15 protein-coding genes are annotated in these 17,210 nt (G+C 67.8%); 12 read left to right on the top strand and 3 right to left on the bottom strand.

The features are described from left to right. Positions 1-8: 8 nt before the first annotated feature. Positions 9-1,226 (bottom strand): efflux RND transporter periplasmic adaptor subunit, encoded by a 1,218-nt coding sequence (locus ACSQ3Q_RS08760; protein ID WP_436134010.1) that lies wholly within the window; start codon positions 1,224-1,226, stop codon positions 9-11. A 344-nt stretch (positions 1,227-1,570) separates the two neighbouring features. On the opposite strand from ACSQ3Q_RS08760, the gene hpnC reads away from it, so the two are divergent. Then, positions 1,571-2,527: a squalene synthase HpnC gene (gene hpnC / locus ACSQ3Q_RS08755; RefSeq protein WP_436134009.1), complete on the top strand. Its 957-nt coding sequence runs from the start codon at positions 1,571-1,573 to the stop codon at positions 2,525-2,527. A 105-nt stretch (positions 2,528-2,632) separates the two neighbouring features. Next, on the top strand, positions 2,633-3,346 hold the full coding sequence (locus ACSQ3Q_RS08750) for a hypothetical protein (RefSeq protein WP_436134008.1): 714 nt from the start codon (positions 2,633-2,635) through the stop codon (positions 3,344-3,346). Here ACSQ3Q_RS08750 and ACSQ3Q_RS08745 read toward each other — a convergent pair. Then, positions 3,343-4,305, bottom strand: coding sequence for a LysR substrate-binding domain-containing protein (locus tag ACSQ3Q_RS08745; RefSeq protein WP_436134007.1), 963 nt, complete (start codon positions 4,303-4,305; stop codon positions 3,343-3,345). The two genes, ACSQ3Q_RS08750 and ACSQ3Q_RS08745, sit on opposite strands and share 4 nt — an antisense overlap. A gap of 770 nt (positions 4,306-5,075) precedes the next feature. Between ACSQ3Q_RS08745 and ACSQ3Q_RS08740 the strand changes: the two genes are divergently transcribed. From ACSQ3Q_RS08740 to ACSQ3Q_RS08700, 9 genes are all read left to right on the top strand, one after another. Beyond that, the gene (locus tag ACSQ3Q_RS08740; protein WP_436134006.1) at positions 5,076-6,482 is read left to right on the top strand and encodes an L-serine ammonia-lyase; all 1,407 of its coding nucleotides are present in this window, start codon (positions 5,076-5,078) and stop codon (positions 6,480-6,482) included. A 208-nt stretch (positions 6,483-6,690) separates the two neighbouring features. Beyond that, positions 6,691-7,497, top strand: a complete 807-nt coding sequence (locus tag ACSQ3Q_RS08735) for an amino acid ABC transporter substrate-binding protein (protein WP_436134005.1) — start codon at positions 6,691-6,693, stop codon at positions 7,495-7,497. A gap of 61 nt (positions 7,498-7,558) precedes the next feature. Beyond that, a complete protein-coding gene (gene hpnD, locus ACSQ3Q_RS08730; protein WP_436134004.1) occupies positions 7,559-8,398 on the top strand; it encodes a presqualene diphosphate synthase HpnD in 840 nt (279 codons plus the stop codon). A gap of 44 nt (positions 8,399-8,442) precedes the next feature. Further along, a complete protein-coding gene (locus tag ACSQ3Q_RS08725; RefSeq protein ID WP_436134003.1) occupies positions 8,443-9,255 on the top strand; it encodes a hypothetical protein in 813 nt (270 codons plus the stop codon). Further along, on the top strand, positions 9,252-10,571 hold the full coding sequence (hpnE, locus tag ACSQ3Q_RS08720) for a hydroxysqualene dehydroxylase HpnE (protein ID WP_436134002.1): 1,320 nt from the start codon (positions 9,252-9,254) through the stop codon (positions 10,569-10,571). Before ACSQ3Q_RS08725 ends, hpnE begins: the two co-directional genes overlap by 4 nt. Before the next feature lie 206 nt (positions 10,572-10,777). Beyond that, positions 10,778-11,791 carry a Bug family tripartite tricarboxylate transporter substrate binding protein gene (locus ACSQ3Q_RS08715; RefSeq protein ID WP_436134001.1) on the top strand — a complete coding sequence of 338 codons (1,014 nt, stop codon included), beginning with the start codon at positions 10,778-10,780 and terminating at the stop codon, positions 11,789-11,791. A gap of 162 nt (positions 11,792-11,953) precedes the next feature. After that, positions 11,954-12,622 carry a response regulator gene (locus ACSQ3Q_RS08710; RefSeq protein WP_436134000.1) on the top strand — a complete coding sequence of 223 codons (669 nt, stop codon included), beginning with the start codon at positions 11,954-11,956 and terminating at the stop codon, positions 12,620-12,622. Positions 12,623-12,624: 2 nt separating this feature from the next. Beyond that, positions 12,625-14,022, top strand: a complete 1,398-nt coding sequence (locus tag ACSQ3Q_RS08705) for a sensor histidine kinase N-terminal domain-containing protein (protein ID WP_436133999.1) — start codon at positions 12,625-12,627, stop codon at positions 14,020-14,022. Between the two features lie 127 nt (positions 14,023-14,149). Beyond that, positions 14,150-15,130, top strand: coding sequence for a tripartite tricarboxylate transporter substrate-binding protein (locus tag ACSQ3Q_RS08700; RefSeq protein ID WP_436136969.1), 981 nt, complete (start codon positions 14,150-14,152; stop codon positions 15,128-15,130). Here ACSQ3Q_RS08700 and ACSQ3Q_RS08695 read toward each other — a convergent pair. Then, on the bottom strand, positions 15,122-15,838 hold the full coding sequence (locus ACSQ3Q_RS08695) for an HAD-IA family hydrolase (protein ID WP_436133998.1): 717 nt from the start codon (positions 15,836-15,838) through the stop codon (positions 15,122-15,124). The two genes, ACSQ3Q_RS08700 and ACSQ3Q_RS08695, sit on opposite strands and share 9 nt — an antisense overlap. A 224-nt stretch (positions 15,839-16,062) precedes the next feature. On the opposite strand from ACSQ3Q_RS08695, the gene hemH reads away from it, so the two are divergent. Beyond that, entirely contained in the window at positions 16,063-17,178 is a 1,116-nt protein-coding gene (gene hemH, locus ACSQ3Q_RS08690; protein WP_436133997.1) for a ferrochelatase, read from the top strand. The last annotated feature ends 32 nt before the right edge of the window (positions 17,179-17,210 follow it).

Below are 17,210 nucleotides of genomic sequence, written 5' to 3'. Positions count from 1 at the left end.
AACGGCCTTCAGTTGGCGCTCGCCGGGGCGGCAGGAGCCACGGCAGCGGCAGTGGCATTCACCGGCGCGGGGATTGCTACAGTATTAGTAGCTGTCTGCGCTTTACTGACAGGCGCTGAGGCCACTTTTGGCTGATAAACCAGCACCTTCTGGCCAGGCGAGAGCACATGCACGCCCGTAGCCACCACCTGCATCCCGGGCGTGAGCCCGCCTGCCACCACCGCCTCGTTGCCGTCGGCCGTGGCGATCTGCACCACATGCGATTTCACGGTGCCGCTCGCGGCGTCGTACAGCCACACGGCGGTGGCCTGGCCCTCCTGGCGCAGTGCGCTGGTGGGCAGCTTGATGGCGGGGACGCCCGCGTGGTTCAGCACCTTGGGCTTGACGTACACGGTGGAGCCCAGCGGGGGCACATCAGCGCCCTCGATGGCCACCTTGACCTGGTAAGTGCGGGTCGAGGCGTCCGCACTGGCGGCCACTTCGCGCACGCGGCCCAGCAGCTCGGCACCGCCAGACCAGCCGCGCACCGCCACTTCGGAGTCCGGCGCGATCGCCGTCACCTTGTCTTCAGGCACCGCAAACACCACGTCGCGTGGCCCATCCTGTGCAATGCGCACCACGGGCGTGCCGGCCGACACCACCTGGCCCGGCTCGGCATCAATGCCAGTGACCACGCCCGACACATCGGCGATCAGCGTCGTGTAGGCGGCCTGATTGCCTTGCGACGACAGCTGCGCGCGCGCCTGGTCCAGCGTCGACTGCGCGGCCTTCAGGGTCGCGTCGCGGCGCTCCAGCTCGGCGCCGCTGATGAAGTTCTGGTCCTTGAGCGCCTGGTAGCGCTTGTAGTCGGCCGCCGCCAGGTCGCGCTGCGTGGTGGCCGACGCGAGCTGCGCGCGTGCAGCGTCGGTGGCCAGTTGGTAATCCTTGGGGTCGAGCTGGGCCAGCACCTGCCCGGCGCGCACATGCTGGCCGAGTTCCGCCTGGCGCTTGACGATCTTGCCCGCCACCCGAAAGCCCAACCGGGACTCGACGCGCGCACGCACCTCGCCGGAATACTCCAGGCTCGACTGCAACGCCCCCACGCCCACCGTGAGCAACTTGACCGAGCGCACCGGCGCTTCGGGCGGCGCGGGGCGTGAGCAGGCGGCGAGCAGCGCTACGCTGGCCAGCACCAGCAGGGGCCTGCTGAGCCAAGAAGAAGACCGCTGGGCGGAGGGATTGCGCATGGGAGATCCGGTGAAATTGATGGAGCTGCGGAAATGGCACGCAAAACGCAGGCCTGGGATCCTCTGCACGAATCGAGCGGTAAGTGTGCGCTGCGGATCGGGATGGGCTGCTAGGCGCAAAGCACAGCAATAGCCGAGCTATTGCGAGCATTTGCAACGCAGCAGACCGCCCGACACCGCAAATGCACACGGCGCGGCGATTCGCACTGAGGATCCCGAGGAGCCTGCGTCACAGGCGAATACCGATCAGCCCCCCTTGCCTCAGGACGTAATTTTTATTTAATGACTGACCGGTTAGTAATCTATGAGAAGCCACCCTGTGTTGTCAAGCGACAATTCAGGCCGTGAACGACCGCCCCAGCCCCTCCCCCGCCTCAAACGCAGCCCCCCACGCGGCTGCTGATGCCGCCCTGCCGCAGAGCCCCTCCGGCCCCGTGCAAACCGCGACGACCGCCGCAATCACCGCCGCGCCCGCCGTCACGCACTACGAGAATTTCCCCGTCGCATCGGTGCTCTGCCCTCCGCACCTGCGCCAGCCGATCGCCGCCATTTACGCATTTGCGCGCACCGCCGACGACATTGCCGACGAAGGCGATGCCCCGCCCGCCGAGCGTCTGGCCGATCTAGCCGCCTACCAAGCCGACCTCATGGCGATTGCGCGCGGCGACGCCCCATCGCGGCGCTGGGCGGGCGTGTTCCTGCCACTGCAGGCCGTTCTGCAAAGCCACCAGCTGCCTGTGCCGCTGCTGGCAGACCTGCTCAGCGCCTTTGCACAGGACGTCGAAAAAACCCGCGACGCCGAGGGCTACGCCGACCGCGCGGAGCTGCTCGACTACTGCCGCCGCTCGGCCAACCCGGTGGGCCGTCTGCTGCTGCATCTGTACGGCGTGACAAACGCCCAGGCGCTGCAAGAAAGCGACGCCATCTGCACCGCACTGCAGCTCATCAACTTCTGGCAGGACCTCTCCGTGGACATCCCCCGGGGCCGCCACTACCTGCCCCGCGCCGACTGCGCTGCCCACGGTGCCTGCCAGGCCGAGTTGCTGGCGTTGCAAAACACGCCCGAAAACATCCGCCTCATCACCGACTGCGCCCAATGGGCCCGTGCCAGCATGCAGAGCGGAGCCCCACTGGTGCATCGCCTGCCTGGCCGAGCTGGATGGGAACTGCGGCTGGTGGTGCAGGGCGGCCTGCGCATCCTCGACAAGGTGGATGCGCTGCGCGGCGGCAGCCTGCACACGCGCCCGCGCCTTCGAGGCTGGGACTGGTGCGTGATGCTGGGCCGGGCGCTGGTGATGTAGCGATAGCGCAAGCGACCCGGCGGAGCAGGCCATACAAACAGCGCGGCGCACACTCGGGCACCAGCCAACGGCCACACGATCACCCAACCGGGGAGGGAACATCCCGTGTCATACAGACACCTCTTCAAGGTCCTCCAGTGGGGGCTGATCCTCTTTTGCCTCTGTTTTGCGATGGTGGGCGGCACGGTGGCCGAGCGCCTGCTGGAGCTGCTGCAATGCCAGCCGCACGCCAACCCCGCGCTGCGCAGCTGCTCCTGGCTGCCCAATGCGCTGGGCCTGAGACTCACGCCGTTTCTTTCGGCCGGGGGTATTTCGGACTACCCCTTTGTCCTGCTGCACAACTTCTGGGCGCTGATCGCGCTGTGGATGCTCGCGCTGGTGGCCACGCACCGGGCTGCACACCATGCCGCCAGCGCGGCTGCGATGCCGGGACGCAGCCAAGCGCGCCGCGCCAGGGTCAACGGCGCTGACATCGCGCGCTGGGCATCGCGCGCCGCCTTCTGGACGCTGCTGCTTGGGCTCATTAGTTTTTGCGTGGCCTTCGGCACGCCCATCCTGGGCAACCGGATGGCGCTGGAGGTGCTGGGCGCCCTGGGCTGCTCGCCAGGCAGTTTCGATCCCTTCTCGTCACCCTGCATGTCGGCCCCGGGGTTCTGGACACACCGCCTCGCGCTCTACGTTATCCCGCTCGCAGGCCCCCTGTTGGCGCCGGTGTGCCTGGTCATGGCGTTCTGGGATGTGCTGCTGGCGTGGGCGCTTCTCACGGCGGCTGCATACATCCTGCAAGGGCGCTTGGCAACACGCGCCCCGCGGACCTAAGCCGACACCAGCCACGCGCAGAAGGCCACCGAGGCCGGGTCCTGCGCTGCGCGTGCGGGCCGCAGCCAGCAATAGTTCTTCTCGCCCGACAGCAGCTCGGGAAACGGCATGACCAGCAAGCCACTGGCGAGCGCATCGCCCAGAAAACGCGGGTTGCCCAGCGCCACCCCCAGGCCCTGGATGGCGGCCTGCACGCTCAGGTGCGCATGGTCAAACACCAAATCGCCCAGGGGCTGCAGGCCGGGAGCGCCCGCCCTTTCCAGCCACTGCTGCCAGACCAAGGGCGTGGATCGGCTGTGCAGCAGCGTGTGCTGCGCAAGGCCTTGGGGAGACAACATGGCCTTGGCGCCCGCGAGCATGGCAGGGCTGCACACGGGCGTGAACTGCTCCGGGATGAACGCCTCCAGGCTGACGCCTCGCCAACCCGCGCGCTCGGGCAGCGCTGCCAATTCACTGTCGGCAAAGCAGCGGATCGACACGTCGTACTGCGCAGGCTCGAAATCCAGGTGCCCTACCGTGGTGACCAGCTGCACATCCAGCCCCGGCATCTGCGCACAAAAGCCTGCGAGCCGAGGGATTAGCCACTGCGAGGCCAACGTGGACGTGGCATTCACGACCAGCGTGTGGCGCCGCGGAAGCCGCTCGATGCCTGCCGTGGACTGCGCCATCAGGTCCAGCGCACCCGTCAGCCCGGGCAGCAGCGCCGCCCCTGCGGTGGTCAGCGCCAGCCGCCGCCCGTCGCGCGCCACCAGCGCCACGCCGAGCCATTCCTCCAGGGCCTTGATCTGGTGGCTCACCGCGCTCTGTGTGACGCTCAGCTCGCCTGCCGCGTGGGTGACACTCAGCAACCGCCCCGCCGCTTCAAAGGCACGCAGCATGTTCAAAGGCGGAAGGCGGCGCGGGCTGCCCGCCATAAATGCGGCCACACCACTGCGGTCCTTGGCATGAGCTGAGTTCATGATTAGAGTAAATATTGTCGATAGTCAGTTGGCGCCGTGGTTCGTACGATCTGCGGCATGCCTGAAACAAAGTCGACTGACTGGATAGATTTACTCATTATCTGCCGCGTGTGCACCGCACCCCTGACCCCACCGGTACCCCCAAGGGCAGAGGCTCCGCAGCTCCAGCCTTGCAACCCGTTCAGAACCTGGGCAAGCAGCCAAACCGCGAGGATGTTGGACTGGTTCAGAAGGCGGCCATTGGAGCTCCGCCACAACGGCCCGGCATGACGGGCGAGCCCGCGCCAGCGCTGCGATTGAGACCTTGCTGCGCCCATGGTTCGTGCGCCCCAGCACCACGCAGCAGCCCCCCGGACCACGGCACCCCAGGCCATGATGTCCCTGGCCCTGGTTGCGGCCCTGCCCGCTGCACTGTAAGAAACATTCATGGGTGGCAAGCGCAGCCACGCCAGCGCGGGTTGATGGCAGAAAAATTGAGTAAAAAATGGCCCTATCGCTTTTCCTTATTCATTTGTTTGCTATCAATATTGAATTTAACTCCACTGCCGCGGGCACGGGCTGCCCGCCCCAGACCGCCACACCTCAGGGATTACGCGTGTGCCGCCCACACCCTGCGCGGTTAGCCTCGCGCCCACTCCAGCTCCAAGAGCGCTGGCAGTGCGAAGGATGTTGCTTTGACAGACCAGCGATGGCGCCACCCGCGCCATCGCTGCTTTCTCCATGTCATCGCCTCCACGCATCCACTGAACCTACCCGGTACACCCCCACCCATGTCCGTCAGCGTTTTCGACCTCTTCAAGATCGGCATCGGCCCGTCCAGCTCCCACACCGTGGGGCCGATGATCGCGGCGCGGCAGTTTGCTTGTTACCTTGAGTCCACTGTAGGCCTCGCCGCAGTGCACAGCGTCACGGTCGAACTGTTCGGATCGCTGTCGGCCACCGGCGTCGGCCACGGCACCGACAAGGCGGTCTTGCTGGGCTTGGCGGGGCACGAGCCCGACCGCATCGACCCCGACCAGATCGAGCCGGCCATTGCCGCCATCCGCGCAAGCCAATCGCTCAACCTGCTGGGCGAGCGCTCTATTGCATTCATCGAAAAAGAACACCTGCTCTTTCGCCGCAAGAGCCTGCCGATGCACCCCAACGGGTTGTGTTTCCACGCCAGCGACGCGCTCGGCCAAGAGATCGTGCAGCGCGAGTACTACTCGGTGGGCGGCGGTTTTGTCATCGACGCCGCCGGAGAGCGCGTGCTGAACCACAGCAGTGCACTGCCCGGCACCGCAGGGCACGGCCAAGGCCTGCCCCACCCGTTTCAGACCGGCGCCGAGCTGCTGGCCCGGTGCCAGGCCACCGGCCTCTCCCCCGCGCTGCTCATGGCCGCCAACGAAGAGCATTGGCGCAGCGCCACCGAGGTTCGGCGCCAGCTGCTGGCCATCTGGAAGACCATGGCCGGCGCGGTGCAGCGCGGCTGCGCCAGCACCGGCACGTTGCCCGGCCCGATGCGGGTACGCCGCCGCGCGGCCGAACTGCACCAGCAGCTCAGCCGCTCGCCAGAAGCCGCGCTGCGCGACCCGCTGTCGATGCTCGACTGGGTCAACCTCTACGCCATGGCCGTCAACGAGGAGAACGCCGCCGGCGGCCGCGTGGTGACCGCACCCACCAACGGGGCGGCGGGCGTCATCCCGGCCGTGCTGCACTACTACGTCAACTTCCTGCAAGGGCCCATCCCGGCCAACGACGATGGCATTGCCACCTTCTTGCTCACCGCTGGCGCCATCGGCCTCATCTACAAGGAAAACGCCTCGCTCTCCGGCGCCGAGGTCGGCTGCCAGGGCGAAGTCGGCGTGGCCTGCTCCATGGCTGCGGGCGCGCTGGCTGCCGTGATGGGAGGCACGCCCGAGCAGATCGAGAACGCGGCCGAGATCGGCATGGAGCACAACCTGGGCATGACCTGCGACCCGGTGGGCGGGCTGGTGCAGATCCCCTGCATCGAACGCAACGCGATGGGCGCCATCAAGGCCATCAACGCCGCCCGCATGGCACTGCGCGGCGACGGCCAGCATGTGGTCTCGCTCGACAAGGTCATCAAGACCATGATGCAGACCGGCGCAGACATGAAGAGCAAATACAAAGAGACGTCGCGCGGCGGGCTGGCGGTGAACGTTGTGGAATGCTGACCACTCGCTGACAAATGCTGCATCGCCGCAAAGTCTGGAGCACAATCTGTCACCTTCGCGACACCCTCACAAAATCTGCTGAGGGACCTGATGCGCGAGGACATTCACTCCCTTTGCCATGTACTTGCGTATCTCGCTGCGAACCTTTTTCATCTTTGTTTTTTGCTTTCACAACCCGCTTGGCGCCTGGGCTCAGGACACCCTTTCCATGGTGGCCAAAACTGGTGAATTGCGCTTGGGCCATCGGGACAATTCGCGCCCGTTTTCGTATCGGGACCCCGCAACGGGGCAGGTGATGGGCTACTCCGTGGACATCTGCACGAAGATCTATGACGAGGTAAAGAAAGAACTCAAGCGCCCCGATCTCCGGTTGACCTATGTGCTGGTCGACGGGAAAAACCGCTTGAGCGACGTGAAGAACCGCACGGTGGACCTTGAATGCGGCACCACCACCAACACCGCCGAGCGCCAGAAGGAAATAGCCTTCAGCCATCACATTTTTATTGCCACCACTGCGTTCGTAGTCCGCAAGGACTCGGGCATCAAGACCCTGGATGATCTTCAGGGCAAGCGCATTGCGGTGGAACGCAAAACGACGAACGACAGCCTGTTGGTGGCCAACGAGCGCACTTTCCATCGCAAGTTCGTCTACGTGCTGGTAGACAGTGCGCAACAGAGCCTGGCCGCCCTCACACGGGGTGAGGCGGACGCAGCGTTTGCCGACGACGCGAGTCTCTGGGTGCCCATGACGCAATTGGGAAAGTCGATGGGCGAATACCACTTTCTGGAAAAGCGGCTGTCGATGGAGCCCTACAGCATCGGCCTGCGCCGCGATGACCCGAGGTTCAAGGACCTGGTGGATCGCGTGACGCGGCGGACTATCCAAAGCGGAGAAATGTCATCGTTGTACAAGAAATGGTTCAACTCTGACCAGGGGGTGCTGCCCATGAGTGCCTTCATGCGCGAGGCGCTCAAGCGCCCGAGCGACGTAGGGGTGGAGCAGATCGCTTTTTGACGGAGACAGGCCAGGTGCAGCCTCTCTCGTGCGGCTGGAGGCCATGGGACAATCCCGCCCCATGACCCCACAGCAGTACGTACAGCAAAAGGCCGTCGCCTCGGGCAGCAGCTTCTACTACGCCTTCCTGTTCCTCCCCGCGCCGCGCCGCGCCGCTATCACGGCGTTTTATGCGTTTTGCCGCGAGGTGGACGATGTGGTCGACGAAGTGACCGACCCGGGCGTGGCCCGCACCAAACTCGCCTGGTGGCAGGCCGAAGTGGCCAAGGCTTATGCCGGCCAGCCCACCCACCCCGTGATGCTGGCGCTGATGCCCCACACCGCCGACTACGGGATTGAGCAGCGCCACCTGCAGGCCGTCATCGACGGCTGCCAGATGGACCTGGAACAGACGCGCTACCTGGACTTTGCAGGCCTCAAGGGCTATTGCCACCTGGTGGCCGGCATCGTGGGCGAGGTGGCGGCACGCATCTTTGGCCAGACCGACGCGCGCACCACCGAGTACGCGCACGCATTGGGCCTGGCCTTTCAGCTCACCAACATCATCCGCGACGTGGGCGAAGACGCGATGCTGGGCCGCATCTACCTGCCGGTGAGCGAGCTGCAGCAATTCGACGTGAAGGCGCACGAGATCTTGAAGCGCACCTACTCCGACCGCTTCACCGCGCTGATGCGCTTTCAGGCCGAGCGTGCGCACCGCCTGTACGACGAGGCTTTTGCCCTGTTGCCCGATGCCGACCGCCGCACCCAGAAACCCGGTCTGATGATGGCCAGCATCTACCGCACGCTGCTGCGCGAGATCGAGCACGAAAACTTCCAGGTGCTGCACCAGCGCATCCGCCTCACGCCGCTGCGCAAGTTCTGGCTGGCGTGGAAGGTGCAGGCACTGGGCCGCATGTAGTCCATCTTCCGCCGCCCCCACCCCACCTCGCCCCGCAGCTCACCATGGCCCGACACGCTTCCCTGATAACGACCTGTGCAAACCCACTGGGCCGCGCCTGCATTGCTGCGGCACTGGCGATTGCGCTGGGTGCGGGCACCGCGCCCGCACACGCGTTCTGGGGCCTCCTGGGCAAGGCAGCCGGCGGTGCCGGCAAGGCCGCCGGTGCAACGGGAACCGCTGGCAAGGCTGCCGGCGCAGGGACGGCCGCCGCTGCCGGGGCTGGCGCCGCCACGCTGGCCGATGACGCGGCCCGCGCAGGGGGCAAAGCGGCGGGTGCAGCAGACGCCGCTGCGGCCCCTGCGACAGGCGGCGCGGCGCATGCATTCAGCGCGGTCAACGCAGCGCTGCCACCCGAGGTGGCCGTGTACCTGGCCAAGCCCGCCGCCACGCTGTCGGCTGCGGACACCTCGCAAATGATGCAGCTGTACCAGGGCCTCGTCGCGCAGGCGGGCAAATCGGGCGATTTCAGTGTGTTGGAGCGCATGCCCCAGTTGCACGGCGCCAAAACGCTGCCGCCCGCCACCGCCACCGCCACCGCACCTGCGCCTGCGCCTGTGAAGCCAACGCCCGCCGCTCAGACACCTGTTGGCGCCGCCGACAGTCCCTCCACCATTGCCGAGTTCAATCTGGCCGGCCTGCGCCTGCTGGCGCATGCCGCGTCGGCCGGGCACCGCACAGCCCAGCAGGAGCTGCGCTTGCGCTGCACCGATCCGGCCCTGCTGCGCACCGCACCGCAGGATGTGCGGCAGGCGTGTCAGGGCGCCGCCACGGTCGCGTCTCCCTCTGCTGCCAAGCCCCGGCCTGCCGCTCCATGAAAGTGGCAGTCGTCGGCGCGGGCTGGGCCGGCATGGCCGCCGCCATTGCGCACGCCCAGGCGGGCCGCGAGGTCACGGTGTTTGAAGCCGCCCGCACCGTGGGCGGCCGCGCACGCGCCGTACCGGCCATCCTGCCCCAGGGCGCGACGGTAACGCTCGACAACGGCCAGCACATCCTCATCGGCGCTTACGCCGAAAGCCTGCGCCTGATGCGGCTGGTGGGCGTGGACGTCGACAGTGCGCTGCTGCGCCTGCCCCTCACGCTGCAGTTTCCGGATGGACAGGGGCTGCAGTTGCCTGACCTGCCCCCACCGCTGGATGCCCTGCTCGGCATCGCCCGCGCCAAGGGCTGGAGCTGGCGCGACAAGCTGACCTTGCTGCGCACGGCCACCGCTTGGCAGCTGCGCGGATTCCGTTGCGCGCCGCAGACCTCGGTGGCGGATTTGTGCGCGCCGCTCACGCCCCGCCTCATGGCCGAATTCATCGATCCGCTGTGTGTGTCAGCGCTCAACACGCCCGCGCACCAGGCCAGCGGGCAGGTGTTTTTGCGCGTGCTGCAAGACAGCCTGTTCAGCGGGCGCGGTGGCTCCAACCTGCTGCTGCCGCGCGCCGACCTCGGCGCCCTCTTCCCGGAGCCGGCTGCACGCTGGCTGCAGGCACACGGCGGCCACCAGGTCATCACCGGGCAACGGGTGCAGCGGCTTCAGCCCCACCCTGGCGGACGCTGGGAGGTGGTGTGCGGGAGCGCCCAGCCCGGCGCAGCCGATAGCGCGCCGGAAGCGTTTGACCAGGTGACCCTGGCGTGCCCATCGTGGGAGGCCAGCCGCCTGGTGGCAGGCGTTGCCGGCGTTGCCGGGCTTGCCGACGCCAGCCGGTGGAGCAACCAGGCCAGCGCCTTGCGCTTTGAGGCCATCACCACCGTCTATGCCTACGCCCCAGGGGCGCGCCTGGCCCAGCCCATGCTGGCGCTGCGCAGCAGCCCAGAGAGCCCGGCGCAGTTCGTCTTCGACCGTGGCCAGCTGGACGGCAACCACGGCCTGCTCGCCTTTGTGGTGAGCGCCAGCGATGGAGAGCGCAGCCACATCGAACAGCAGGTGCGGCAGCAAGCCGCCGCGCAACTGGGCATCAGCGCGCTGCAACCCGTGCAGACGGTGGTTGAAAAACGTGCCACCTTTGCCTGCACGCCGGGCCTCGAGCGCCCCGGCATGCAAGTGCTGCCCGGCCTGTCGGCTTGCGGCGACTATGTGGACGGGCCCTACCCCGCCACGCTGGAAGGGGCGGTGCTCAGCGGCACGGCTGTGGCGGCGTTGGCCTGAAGACTGCGCGCCGCTTCGCAACACCAACAACGGTGGGGCCGAGCTTGCAGAAGCCGAGCACAACGGCCGAGCGCGTCGAAAGCCCAGGCGCAGGGAGCCCCACCGGCCCGCCCCCGGGAAAACCCGGGGCCGACTGACAGCATTCCGAAAGCACGCCGCGCGCAACATGGGCCCTGTCACGCTTGACGGCTTTCATGGAGACAAACATGCCCACCCACAACGACCTTTCCACCCTCCTCCACCTTTCGCGCCGCCACCTGCTGGGCGCGGGCGGCGCACTGGCAATGGGCGGCCTGCTGCCCACGCTGGCGTCGGCCCAGGCCGCGTGGCCGTCCAAATCGATCCGCTTTGTGGTGCCCTTTGCCCCCGGGGGCAGCTCCGAGATCGTCGCGCGCTCGACGGCGGCGGAGCTCACCAAGACGCTGGGCCAGAGCGTGTTCGTGGACAACAAGCCCGGCGCCGCCGGCAACATCGCCATGCAGGAAGTGGCCCGCGCCGACGACCAGCACACGCTGATCCTCGGCCACATCGGCACGTTGGCCGTCAACCCCTACATCTTTGACAAGCTGCCATATGACGCCAACAAGGACTTCAAGCCCGTGAGCCTGCTGGCCAAGGTGCCCAGCCTGTACGTGGTGCACCCCGACGTGCCGGCCAAGAACCTCAAGGAGTTCATCGCCTACGCCAAAAAGAACCCCGCCAAGCTGAGCTACGGCTCCGCAGGCAACGGCAGCGCGGGCCACCTGGCGTTCGAGTACCTCAAGATGACGGCCGAAATCTTCATGCTGCACGTGCCCTACCGCGGTACCGGCCCGATGATGACCGACCTGCTTTCGGGCCGCCTCGACGCCGCATCGGTCGGCGCCGCCGCCATGCTGCCCTTCATCAAGTCCGGCAAGGTGCGCTGCATCGCGACCGGATCGACCCAGCGCCTGCCGCAGCTTCCCGATGTGCCCACCGTGGCCGAGCAAGGCTTCCCGGGCTTTGAGATGACGCAGTGGTACGGCATGCTGGCCCCAGCCAGCCTGTCGCAAGAGCACCTGGACAAACTCGCCACCGAAACCGCCAAGGCCGTGAAGGCGCCGGAGTCGATCAAGCGCCTGAGCGGCGATGCGGCCGAAGCCATCGGCGGCTCGCCAGCGCAGTTTGCGCAGTTCATCGCCACCGAACAGGCGCGTTGGCAAAAGGTGATCAAGCGTGCGCAGGTGAAGCCGGACTAAAGCTCCCCCTGAGTCGCGTGCCGCGCCTTCCCCCAGAGGGGGACGCCACCTGTGGCCTGGCAAAGCCAGTTCCACGGTGGCGCTGGCGGGGCGCGCCGGGCCTGTGGCCCGGGCGCGCGGACCTCGGCGACGGCACTGCACAACGCCAGTAGCATCCCACCCATGCGCATCCTCCTGGCCGAAGACGAACACAGCCTTGGCACCTGGCTCAGCCGGGCGCTGGAGCACGCGGGCATTCAGGTCGAATGGGTCAACGACGGCCGCCTGGCCGACCGCGCCTTGCAGCAGCATGGCGACTACGACGCGCTGGTGCTCGACCTGGGCCTGCCGGGGCTTGATGGCCATGCGGTGCTGCAGCGACTGCGCGACCGCGATCAGCGCCTGCCTACGCTGATCCTCACTGCGCGCGATTCGCTCGATGAGCGGGTGCGCCTGCTCAACGCGGGGGCGGACGACTTTTTGGCCAAGCCGTTCGAGCTGGCCGAGCTGGAAGCGCGCCTGCACGCCCTGGTGCGCCGTGCGCGCGGCACCGAGCGGCCTCGCCTGGCCTGCGGCCCTCTGGCCTATGACAGCGCGCGCAAGCAATTTGTGCTGCACGGCGAACCGCTGGCCCTGTCGCCGCGCGAGCACGCGGTGCTGCGGGTGCTGGTGCAGCGCAGTGGCGAGCCATTTTCCAAGCAGCAGATCCTGGACCGGGTGTTCTCTGACGAAAACGACGTGCACCCCGAGGCCGTGGAAGTCTTCGTACACCGCCTGCGCAAGCGGCTCGATGGCAGTGGCGTGCGCATCGTCACGCTGCGTGGTCTGGGTTACGCCCTCGAGTCGGACTGAGCATGCGACTTGCCGCGAGCCTGCGCCGGGCCAGCCTGTGGCGACTGCTCGCCGGCCTCTTGCTACCGCTACTGGCCGTGGTGACGGGGGTAGAGCTGTGGATGACGCGGCACGACGCGCTCGAGGCCGCGAATGCGGCGTACGACCGTTCATTGCTGGGCGCGCTCAAGTCCATCGACGCCAACATCTCCACCGCGTCGGGCGGGCTGTCAGCCGAGCTGCCGTACAGCATGCTCGAGTTTTTTGAGCTCACGGCCAGCGGCCCGGTGTACTTTCGGGTGGCGTCGTCCGATGGCCTGGTCGAACTGGGCAATGCCGACCTGCCATTGCCGCCCGAGCCGCTGGAGCCCGGTGTGCCGCGTTTCTACGACGCGACCTACTTTGGCGAATCCGTGCGCCTGGCCGCGTACCGGCGCGCCACCGAGACGCCGCCGACCACGCCCGAGGCCAGCAGCGTGCTGGTGCAGGTGGCCGAAAGCACGCAGTCGCGGGAGGATTTCACCCGCCGGTTCGTGCGCCGCGCCGCACTGCGCGATGGCCTGGTGCTGGCGCTCATGGTGCTGGGCACGGCCGGCACGCTGGCCCTGGCGCTGCGCCCGCTGGCGCGTCTGGCGCGTGAGGTACAGGCGCGCAGCCCCGACGACATGACGCCCATGGAGGGCGCCGAGCTGCCCGCCGACATCCGCCCGCTGGTCGCGGCCGTCAACCAGCAGATGGCACGCACGCAAGACCTGGTGGCCCAGCAGCGCCAGTTTCTCGACGATGCGTCGCACCAGTTGCGCACCCACCTCACCACGCTGCAAATGCAGATCGACTACGCGCGCCGCGCGCCCGATGTGGCCCAGGTGCAAGACACGCTGGCCGCCCTGGGCAACGAGATCGCGCGCGCCACGCGCAGCACGCAGCAGCTGCTGGCGCTGGGCCGCAGCGACACCGCGGCCGTGGACCTGGCACCCTGCGACTTGGCCGCGCTGCTGCGCACGGTGGCGCTCGCGCTGCTGCCCCAGGCCCGCGCCAAGCAGATCGACTTCGGCATTCATACCGCCACCGCCGAAGTGCCCGCAGTGGCAGACAGCGGCCTGCTGCGCGAGGCGCTGACCAACCTGGCGGCCAACGCCATCGCCTACACCCCGGAGCACGGCACCATCACGGTGTCAGCGGCCGAAGACAGCCTGGGCTGGAGCCTGAGCGTGGAAGACAACGGCCCGGGCCTCTCGCCGCAAGAGCGCGATGCCCTGGGCCACCGCTACCGGCGCGGCTCGCAGGCCGCAGCGGGCGGCTCGGGCCTGGGCCTGGCCATTGCGCGGTCGATTGCAGAACGCCACCGCGGCCGCCTGCGCCTGGAGGCGCGGTCCGAGGGGACGGGCCTGCTGGCCATACTCTGGTGGCCACGGGCATGAACACCGCCGTGCCTTGACGCCACAACGCCCAACGCCACAACGCCACAACGCCATGCAACCCTCAGCCCACAAGCACTTGCTGGAAGGCCGCGCGCCAGCGCCCCCGAGCCGCAGGCAAGCGTTGGCAATGCTGGCCGCTGCCTGCGCGGCGAGCTGCGCAGCGCCAACGTTGGCAAACACAGCCGACGCGTCCACCGAGCCCGCCGAATGCGTGGCCCCATCACGGCCCGGCGGCGGTTTTGATCTGACCTGCGGGCTGGCCACCCAGGCACTGCAGGCCGTGCGGCCTACACGCGCGCCGCTGCGCACCCGCTATCTGCCCGGTGGCATCGGCGCCGTGGCTTTTGACCAAGTGGCCACCGGGCGCCTGGGCGGCCCGGGCACGCTGGTCGCGTTCTCCAGCGGCTCGCTGCTCAACATCGCGCAGGGGCGCTTCGGGCCGCACCCGGTGAGCGCCGTGCGCTGGATTGCCACGCTGGGCACCGACTACGGCGTGGTGGCGGTACACCGTGACGCGCCCTACCAGCGCTTGCAGGACGTGGTGGCTGCCTTGCGCAAAGACTCGGCGCGCGTGGTGTTTGGAGCCGGCGGAACGCTCGGCAGCCAGGACTGGATGAAAGCCGCCCTGCTGGTGCGTGCCGCGGGGCAAGACCCCAAGCGCATGCGTTTTGTGTCGTTTGAAGGCGGCGGCGAGGCGCTCAAGGCCTTGCGCGGCGGGCACATCCACCTCTTTACCGGCGATGCGGCAGAGGCCATGCAGGCCGCGGCGCAGGGCGCGCCGCTGCGGGTACTGGCTGTGCTGTCGCAAGCGCGCATGCCCGGCAACCTGGCGGGGCTGCCCACTGCACGCGAACAGGGCCTGGACCTCGTCTGGCCCACGGTGCGCGGCCTGTACATGGCGGCCAGCGCGCCGGATGCCGCAGTGCGCGCGTGGACGAGCGCCCTGCGCGAAGCCTTGGCTGCCCCCGGTTACGGCAGGTTGTGCGCGCAATATGGCCTGTACCCGTTTGCACTGACGGGCGATGCGCTCACGGATTTTGTGCAGCGCAGCCTGGAGGAGTACAGGCAGCTCGCGCAGGACCTCGGGCTCAGGGCCTGGTCACGCTGAGCCTTGGCCCAGCAGGCTGCAGAGCTCGCTCAAGCTACTCACCGTGGCGTGGGGCGGCTGGTCGTAGGGCCACGCCGCTTCGGCCGGATTCAGCCACACGGCCTGCATGCCCGCATCCATGGCGCCGCGGGCGTCCAGGGTGGCGTCGTCGCCCACATGCAGCACATGCTCGGGCGGCAACTGCAGCAGCTCTGCGGCCGCATGAAAGATGCGCGCGTCGGGCTTGGCAACGCCCAGCACCGCTGCGCTCAGGCTGTGTTTGAAATACTGGCCGATTCCCACCTTGTGGATGTCGGCGTTGCCGTTGGACAGTGCCACTACCGGGTAACGAGCCGACAGGAACGCCAGTGTGTCGTGCGCATCGTCAAACAGCGTCACGCGTTGGCGCTCGGCAAAAAACAGGTTGAACGCGGGCTCGGCCAGCGCGCCATCGTCACCTGCCTGCGTCAGCGCCATGCGAATCGATTCGCGGCGCAGCGCGCTCAGGTCGTGCTGCAAGTCGGGCCGCAGGTTCACCATCTGGTTGCGGATGGCGCGCAGGGCTTCGGTGCTCTGGAACAGGCGCGCGGTGGCGGGCGCATGTTCGGTCATCCACTGCAGCAACACGGCCTCGGCACGTTCGATGGTGGGCCAGATGGGCCACAGCGTGTCGTCCAGGTCGATGGTGACAGCACGGATGCGGGGGAGGTCCAGGGAGGGGGTCAGCACGGGGGCGCACCTACAAAAAACAGCGGGAGGTGAAGGGCCCGGTGGGTGCCAGGCGGCGGCCGCAAAGCATACCGCAGGCCCCCTCGCACTCGGGGTCCTGGGGCGACCTCCGCACGATGAATGTGCCCGGCGGCAGGCTTGATGCCAAGGGGCTGTTCAGGCCGCATAGACGCTCCAGCAAGCACCGCGCCGCCCGGCGTTGCACACGTGGGCGAAAATGCCCCATGCCCTCCTTCCGCCCCGAACCTCCTTACACCCACGGCCAGGCCGACCGCACCGCAGTGCTGCTGTGCAACCTGGGCACGCCGGACGCAGCCACCGCGCCCGCCGTGCGCCGCTACCTGGCGCAGTTCCTCGGCGACCACCGCGTGGTTGAGATCCCCAAGCTGGTGTGGCTGCCCATCCTGCACGGCATCATCCTGCGCACGCGTCCTTCCAAGTCGGCCGCCAAGTACGCCAGCGTGTGGACGCCCGAGGGCTCGCCGCTGGCGGTGTGGACGGCCAAGCAGGCCACGCTGCTGCGCGGCTGGCTGGGCGAAGCCGGGCACACCGTGCTGGTGCGCCACGCCATGCGCTACGGCAACCCCTCCATCGCCAGCCAGCTCGACGCGCTGAAGGCCGAGGGCGCCACGCGCATCCTGATATTGCCGCTGTACCCGCAGTACTCGGCCACCACCACCGCCAGCGTGTTTGACGCCGTCTACAGCTGGGCTGCACGCACGCGCAACGTGCCCGAGCTGCGGTTTGTGAACCGCTACCACGACCACCCCGGCTATATCGATGCCCTGGCCCGCACCATCGAAACCCATTGGAAGCACCACGGCCAGCCCGACCAGCTGGTGATGAGCTTCCACGGCGTGCCCGAGCGCACCTTGCACCTGGGCGACCCCTACCACTGTGAGGCGCGCAAGACCGGCCGCCTGCTGGCCGAGCGCCTGGGCCTGCGCGCAGAGCGCTACCGCATCACTTTTCAGTCGCGCTTTGGCAAGGCCAAGTGGCTCGAGCCCTACACCCAGCCCACCATCGAGGCACTGGGCAAGGCCGGCACGCGGCGCGTGGATGTGGTGTGCCCCGGCTTTACCAGCGACTGCCTGGAGACGCTGGAAGAAATCAACATGGAAGTGCGCGAAGCCTTTTTGCACGCGGGCGGCCAGGAGTTTCACTACATCCCCTGCCTGAACGACAACAACCACTGGATCACCGCACTGAGCCGCGTGGCCCAGCAGCATCTGGCGGGCTGGCCCACGGAGCTGCCGGGCGCGGCTGCGCTGGGCGACGCAAAAAGCCACGCGCTGGCAGGCGGTGCACCCGCGGGCGCGTGCCCGGTTGCACGGCCTTGACCAGCGCCATCGATTTACTATCATTTTTATAG

The organism is Acidovorax sp. LjRoot129 (assembly GCF_964253765.1).
Lineage (GTDB): Bacteria > Pseudomonadota > Gammaproteobacteria > Burkholderiales > Burkholderiaceae_C > Acidovorax.
This window is presented reverse-complemented; position numbering and strand designations above follow the sequence as displayed.

Excerpts from the sequence above, each read along its gene's own strand:
- ACSQ3Q_RS08760 (WP_436134010.1), bottom strand. The coding sequence starts at position 1,226 with ATGCGCAATCCCTCCGCCCAGCGGTCTTCTTCTTGGCTCAGCAGGCCC.
- ACSQ3Q_RS08745 (WP_436134007.1), bottom strand. The coding sequence starts at position 4,305 with ATGAACTCAGCTCATGCCAAGGACCGCAGTGGTGTGGCCGCATTTATG.
- ACSQ3Q_RS08740 (WP_436134006.1), top strand. The coding sequence starts at position 5,076 with ATGTCCGTCAGCGTTTTCGACCTCTTCAAGATCGGCATCGGCCCGTCC.
- ACSQ3Q_RS08735 (WP_436134005.1), top strand. The coding sequence starts at position 6,691 with ATGGTGGCCAAAACTGGTGAATTGCGCTTGGGCCATCGGGACAATTCG.
- hpnD (WP_436134004.1), top strand. The coding sequence starts at position 7,559 with ATGACCCCACAGCAGTACGTACAGCAAAAGGCCGTCGCCTCGGGCAGC.
- ACSQ3Q_RS08725 (WP_436134003.1), top strand. The coding sequence starts at position 8,443 with ATGGCCCGACACGCTTCCCTGATAACGACCTGTGCAAACCCACTGGGC.
- hpnE (WP_436134002.1), top strand. The coding sequence starts at position 9,252 with ATGAAAGTGGCAGTCGTCGGCGCGGGCTGGGCCGGCATGGCCGCCGCC.
- ACSQ3Q_RS08715 (WP_436134001.1), top strand. The coding sequence starts at position 10,778 with ATGCCCACCCACAACGACCTTTCCACCCTCCTCCACCTTTCGCGCCGC.
- ACSQ3Q_RS08710 (WP_436134000.1), top strand. The coding sequence starts at position 11,954 with ATGCGCATCCTCCTGGCCGAAGACGAACACAGCCTTGGCACCTGGCTC.
- ACSQ3Q_RS08705 (WP_436133999.1), top strand. The coding sequence starts at position 12,625 with ATGCGACTTGCCGCGAGCCTGCGCCGGGCCAGCCTGTGGCGACTGCTC.
- ACSQ3Q_RS08700 (WP_436136969.1), top strand. The coding sequence starts at position 14,150 with ATGCTGGCCGCTGCCTGCGCGGCGAGCTGCGCAGCGCCAACGTTGGCA.
- hemH (WP_436133997.1), top strand. The coding sequence starts at position 16,063 with ATGCCCTCCTTCCGCCCCGAACCTCCTTACACCCACGGCCAGGCCGAC.